The organism is Pseudomonas sp. (assembly GCF_030147005.1).
In the GTDB taxonomy this organism is placed as follows: Bacteria; Pseudomonadota; Gammaproteobacteria; order Pseudomonadales; family Pseudomonadaceae; genus Aquipseudomonas.
Map to the genome: position 1 here is coordinate 1 of NZ_JASLAW010000021.1, position 5478 is coordinate 5478.

At 56.2% G+C, this 5478-nt stretch carries 6 protein-coding genes and 1 pseudogene; 5 read left to right on the forward strand and 2 right to left on the reverse strand.

Annotated features, from left to right (window positions below; translation table 11 throughout):
* From Q1V60_RS01505 to Q1V60_RS01515, 3 genes and pseudogenes are all read left to right on the forward strand, one after another.
* Window positions 1-97, forward strand: a pseudogene (locus Q1V60_RS01505) (phosphate ABC transporter ATP-binding protein); the annotation flags it as partial.
* A gap of 96 nt (window positions 98-193) precedes the next feature.
* Window positions 194-892, forward strand: a complete 699-nt coding sequence (locus Q1V60_RS01510) for a hypothetical protein (protein ID WP_300626899.1) — start codon at window positions 194-196, stop codon at window positions 890-892.
* An 80-nt stretch (window positions 893-972) separates the two neighbouring features.
* The gene (locus Q1V60_RS01515) at window positions 973-1560 is read left to right on the forward strand and encodes a hypothetical protein (protein ID WP_300626900.1); all 588 of its coding nucleotides are present in this window, start codon (window positions 973-975) and stop codon (window positions 1558-1560) included.
* A gap of 147 nt (window positions 1561-1707) precedes the next feature.
* Here the strand turns inward: Q1V60_RS01515 and Q1V60_RS01520 are convergent, their stop codons facing one another.
* Window positions 1708-2709, reverse strand: coding sequence for a zinc-dependent alcohol dehydrogenase family protein (locus Q1V60_RS01520; protein WP_300626901.1), 1002 nt, complete (start codon window positions 2707-2709; stop codon window positions 1708-1710).
* A gap of 336 nt (window positions 2710-3045) precedes the next feature.
* On the reverse strand, window positions 3046-3243 hold the full coding sequence (locus tag Q1V60_RS01525; protein WP_300626902.1) for a hypothetical protein: 198 nt from the start codon (window positions 3241-3243) through the stop codon (window positions 3046-3048).
* A 589-nt stretch (window positions 3244-3832) separates the two neighbouring features.
* On the opposite strand from Q1V60_RS01525, the gene tssB reads away from it, so the two are divergent.
* The gene (gene tssB, locus Q1V60_RS01530; protein WP_300626903.1) at window positions 3833-4336 is read left to right on the forward strand and encodes a type VI secretion system contractile sheath small subunit; all 504 of its coding nucleotides are present in this window, start codon (window positions 3833-3835) and stop codon (window positions 4334-4336) included.
* A 32-nt stretch (window positions 4337-4368) separates the two neighbouring features.
* Window positions 4369-5478 (forward strand): type VI secretion system contractile sheath large subunit (tssC, locus tag Q1V60_RS01535; RefSeq protein WP_300626904.1); only part of this gene is annotated, 1110 nt, incomplete at its 3' end.

Below are 5478 nucleotides of genomic sequence, written 5' to 3' on the forward strand. Positions count from 1 at the left end.
TACCGGTTATCTGGTGGAGATGGGCCCTACCACCCAGATTTTCGGACAACCTCGCGAGCAAATGACCGAAGATTACATCAGCGGTAAATTCAGCTGATCCACACCGTTCGGCCTGGGCCGCATACTTGTAAACGCCAAACGGACCTTGGCGTGATCCGGTAGATTTCTTACCTAGAGTTTCCAAGGAGTTTCAATGCCTGTAACGCATCGTCTTGATCTGCCAGCAATTGAACGCGCATTGCGTGAAGTGCAGGACCGCTTCACCGAACTTAGTCGGCACTTCACGGAGCCGCGTGATCCCCTGACCGACGAAGTGCTCCACAATGTGCTTGAAGGCTATGCGTTGATTGACGACTATGTCGCCCGCGGCGTTGACCTGTTTGATCTCCATCAACTGAACCTGATGCTGGAAATCAACGCCACCGTCCTTTGCGGTCGAGACCCGGCGCGCCGGCTGGAATATGCTCAGCACCTTGCGGCAACCGAGGCGCATTTCTTCAACAACGTTGAGGGAGGTATCAAGGACTTGTTCAATTGGTATTGTGCATATCGCAGCGAGTCAGTCTGGAAGCGTGCGGCCGGGGTCTATGTGCGCATCCTCAGCAAGCCGCAATTGTTCATTGAAGGCAACAACCGCAGTGGGTCGCTCATCGTCAGCTACCTGCTCATGCGCGCGGGTTTGCCGCCGTTCGTGCTGACGCTCGAAAATGCCGAGGGCTATTTCAACCCTTCCTCGGTGATACGCAACTCGGCCAAACATGGCGTCAAGGCGTTATATGAATTGCCCAAGATCAAGAAAAAATATGCAGCTTTCCTGGAGAATCAGGCACCTGACCCAAGGAAATTTTTCCTGAGTGACACGCCGCTGTCCCTACAACAGGGAGGCCATTGATGCGCGGGTTTCCACTGCTCCTTTCCAAATGCCGAACGTCCGGCTACCAAGTAATGCAGGCCATCCGGTATGTCCCGTCAATGAGCCCGTTCAAGCGCCAACGCATGCGTATTTCTTTTGATATCGATGACACGCTGGCCTGCCAGCTCCATCACTGCGCTGTCGAAACGAGTTGGCTGCCGGCCTGTGTGCATCGATGGCTGGGTGAGCCGTTGCGTATCGGCACACGTTCCCTGATCCGAGAGCTGCGCCGCCAAGGCTGCAGTGTCTGGGTCTACACCTCGTCAGGCCGCACACCGTCCTACATCCGGCGCTGGTTGCTGCTCTATGGCATCCGCGTCGATGGGGTTGTTAACAGTGTGCTGCACAACCGCGCCCTGACCGGGCATGGGCTGTCGAATGCTCCTTCGAAGTATCCGCCGGCATTTGAGATCGACCTGCACGTCGACGATTCCGAGGGCGTGCAGATTGAAGGCGCGGATCACGGCTTCCGCGTCGTCGTGGTTAATCCTCAGGATGTACGCTGGGCGCAGAAAATTCTGGATGCCGTTGTCATCGTTAAAGCGCAGCTTGGCTGGCCGCCGGTGACCAGCCACCCAACGCTGCGCGACACCGCACGCGAGCGTCTTTGTCGCGATGCAAAGCCCAATCTCGAACTTCTCGGCTGACGCCAGCGGCACCGAGGCCCAACAATGGGCGCTTGCGGCTGGTTTCAGCCACCCGCTGTTGCGCCGAGCGTAACGCCCAGGTTGATGAACGAAATAGAGGCCCCCGTCATGAAACTCAGGGCAATGAACAGCAATGGCTGATCATTTTCATGGTCGGTCCTCCAGCGTGACGATCACTTTACCGAAGTGCTCACCGGCTTCCAGGTACTGATGAGCCTCGACGATCTCTTCAAAAGCGAAGGTTTTGGCGATCACCGGGGACAGGCTGCCATCGACCAGGCCGCTGGTTACAAAGGCCTTGCCTTGGGCAAACCGGGCGGGATCATTGACCACTTCGTGCATCAGGTAGCCCCGCAGCGTGAGGCTTTTTCCCAGCACGGTGAACAATGGAAAGGGCGAGGGCTCGCTGCTCAGGGCTCCGTATTCGATGATGATGCCGCCGTGACCGGTGGCGTCCGCCAACTGCTCGATAGCCGGGCCACCCACGGGATCGAAGGCAACCCGGACGCCAATCCCGGATGTAATCTGCAAGACACGCGCCGCCAGGTCTTCCTCGTCGCTGACAATCACATGGACGGCACCGGCCGCCAGCAGTTTGCTCACCTTCCCCTCGCCACGGGTCACCGCGATGGGGATCGCCCCCACGCGGTTGGCGATCTGGATGGCGGCCAGGCCGACGCTGCTCGAAGCTGCGGTTATAAGCACGAAGTCCCCCGCGCCCAGCCCGGCCACGGGCAACAAGGCGCCCCAGGCTGTGAGGTACGGCATCCAGACTCCAGCAGCCTGTTCCATGCTGAGCGTGTCGGGATGCCGGACCAGCATTGCCGCCGGCACGACCGCCTGCTCGGCATAGGTCCCCCATTGGGCGATGCTTGATGGGGGAACGAGGCTGACCGAGTCACCTAGATGGAAGTCATCTACGGCCTCGCCCACGGCCTCGACAACCCCGGCAGCTTCGTAGCCCAGGCGGCTGGGAAACTCAGCCTGTTCAAGGTACTGGCCGCGCCTGAACATCGATTCGGCGCGGTTGAGACCGATGGCTTTGACGCGAATGCGGACCTCATCAGGGCCTGGCTGGGCAACCGGTAAGTCCTCGATCCGCAGAACCTCGGGATCACCATACTCATAGAACCGGACGACACGTGTCATGGCATTTCTCGCAAGGATTGGAAACGTTTGCAGTCTAGAGGCGCGACCAATGCAGAAAAACGCGCTGGCGTTCCGGTGTTAACGGATACAGGCGTCCGCAATGGCAATTGGCTGGTTCTGGATTATTCGGCGGCCGACGCTACGAACCAGCACGTAAAAGAACAGGCCAAAGGCGGCCCGCCCGACATGCCGATGCCCATTGCCCGGCACATCTTACGAAACCACGGCCAGGCAGTTGGCCGGTTCCAGGATGCCGGTCGGCACCGTGTCATTCGGCAAGACATCTGCTATCGCTGGGGCCTGCCTCTCACGTTCGCAGTGACGTAGGCAGCTTCGTCATTTTTCAACGGGACGGGTGTCCACACCGCTTGTTACCTTGAACGCATACAGCAGGCAGCGCATCGCTTCACGATCCTGGTCCGACAATGAACGATAGTAGCGAACCAATCGCTCTTCCTCTCGGTCGAGTCTGCGGGACCGCAGGGATGCTTCGAGAACGGTACGCAGCGGGGTAGAAAACGCGGTGTTTAACATGTTCTTAATCCTTCATGACGTGGCATGGGCGTCTTGCCCTTAAACAGCTCCATAAATAGCGTTTATCGTTGAAATGGGCTCGTACTTTTTCGTGACCGTGAAGTTTTTCGGAAGTGGCTGTCGGACGGAGCTGGCAGGACTGTGAGACGGCGCTTTCGCTGACGGTCGAAATGAACACGTGGCAGCGGGCGGCCAAGCAGTGCAAAAATATCCGCAGTAAATCTTGCCGGATCTCAGCGCCTGTTCCTGATTGAGTGTAGCCAGCGCAGCTTGCATTCAAATGGATAGGTTGAAGTGGTGTGTTGCATCGCTTGGCGTAGGTAAAACAAGCAGGTATGTAGGAATTTGCTTGAATTCGTTGTCGAAACTTCCCTCTCGCCATGTGGGGGCTAGCAAAAAAAACTTGAAATACTTCATTCTTTAAATGAAGGAACTAAGCGCAATCCGCTGTAAGCGCTTATGACCTCTAAAAGGAATTTATGTGCTGAGGTTGGTCGATTTCGTGTTTAGCCAGCTCCAGGTATATGTTCCAGTCTGAATTTTCGTAACAGCATTTGCTGCTGCAAAAAAGTCTCTGGAGGGAGAGGTTATGGCGACAAACAGTTTTCAGAACGAGGTGCCCAAGGCCCGGGTCAATATCAAACTGGACCTGCATACCGGTGGTGCTCAGAAAAAAATCGAATTGCCGCTCAAGTTAATGGTGATGGGCGATTACAGTAACGGGAAAGAGCAACGCCCGCTCTCTGAGCGAGGCAAGGTCGACATCAACAAGAATAACTTCGATAGCGTGCTGGGCGAGTTCTCACCCAGCCTTAGACTCGCCGTCAATAACACGTTGGCCGATGAAGCCTGCGACACCGCTGTGGAGCTGAGTTTCCAGAGCATGAAGGACTTCGAGCCAGAGCAGGTAGCCCGTCAGATTCCACAGCTACGCGCCTTGCTGGCCATGCGCAACCTGTTGCGCGATCTTAAATCGAACCTATTGGACAACGTGACCTTTCGTCATGAGCTGGAGCGGATCCTCAAGGATGATGCACTCAGTGACGAACTGCGCGCCGAGTTGGCCGCTCTGGCACCCCAAGACGAGCATTAATTTATACCGTTGTATTAAAGGGAAGTTTAAACATGTCCGTAGAGAAGTCTGACGTGCAATCGCGCGGCGCTACAGTATTGTCTGAAGAGTACAGCGGTGTTTATGGCGCTCTGTTTAATAAAATAAACTTGAGCCCCGTTACGCAACTAAGCGGTATCGAAGTTTTTCAAAATACCGAGGCCCTGTCCGAAGTGTCGGCCGATGAGCGGGTGACGGCCGCCGTGAGTGTGTTTTTGAAGTTGCTTAAACAGTCTGCGCAAAAAGTAGAGCGTCTGGATAAAGTTCTATTGGACGAGCATATTGCCTCGTTGGATATGCAGATCAGTCGCCAACTTGACGCCGTTATGCATCACCCGGAATTTCAGCGCGTCGAATCAACCTGGCGCGGTGTGAAGTCTTTGATTGAGCAAACGGACTTCCGTCAAAACGTGCGTATCGAGCTGTTGGATATCAGCAAGGCTCACTTGGTGCAGGATTTCGAGGACGCACCGGAAATCGCCCAGAGTGGCTTGTATCTGCATACCTATACCCAGGAATACGATACGCCGGGCGGTGAGCCGATTGCCGCGGCCATCTCCAGCTACGAGTTTGACCGCAGCCCGCAGGACATTGCCTTGCTGCGCAACCTTTCGAAGGTCGCGGCGGCGGCGCATATGCCGTTCGTGGGTTCGGTGGGCCCGGCCTTCTTCGGCAAGGCGACGATGGAAGAGGTCGCTGCAATCAAAGACATCGGCAACTACTTTGACCGTGCCGAATACATCAAATGGAAGGCTTTCCGCGACAGCGATGATGCACGTTACATCGGGCTGACCATGCCCCGCGTTCTGGGGCGGTTGCCCTATGGGCCCGACACCACGCCCGTGCGCAGTTTCAACTACATCGAAAGCGTCAAGGGGCCGGATCACGACAAGTATCTGTGGACCAATGCGTCCTTTGCCTTTGCCGCCAACATGGTCAAAAGCTTCATTACCAATGGCTGGTGCGTACAGATTCGTGGGCCGCAGTCCGGTGGCGCCGTCACGGAGTTACCGATCCATCTGTACGACTTGGGGACTGGCAATCAGGTCAAGATCCCTTCTGAAGTGATGATCCCGGAAACCCGCGAGTTTGAATTCGCCAACCTCGGCTTCATTCCGCTTTCG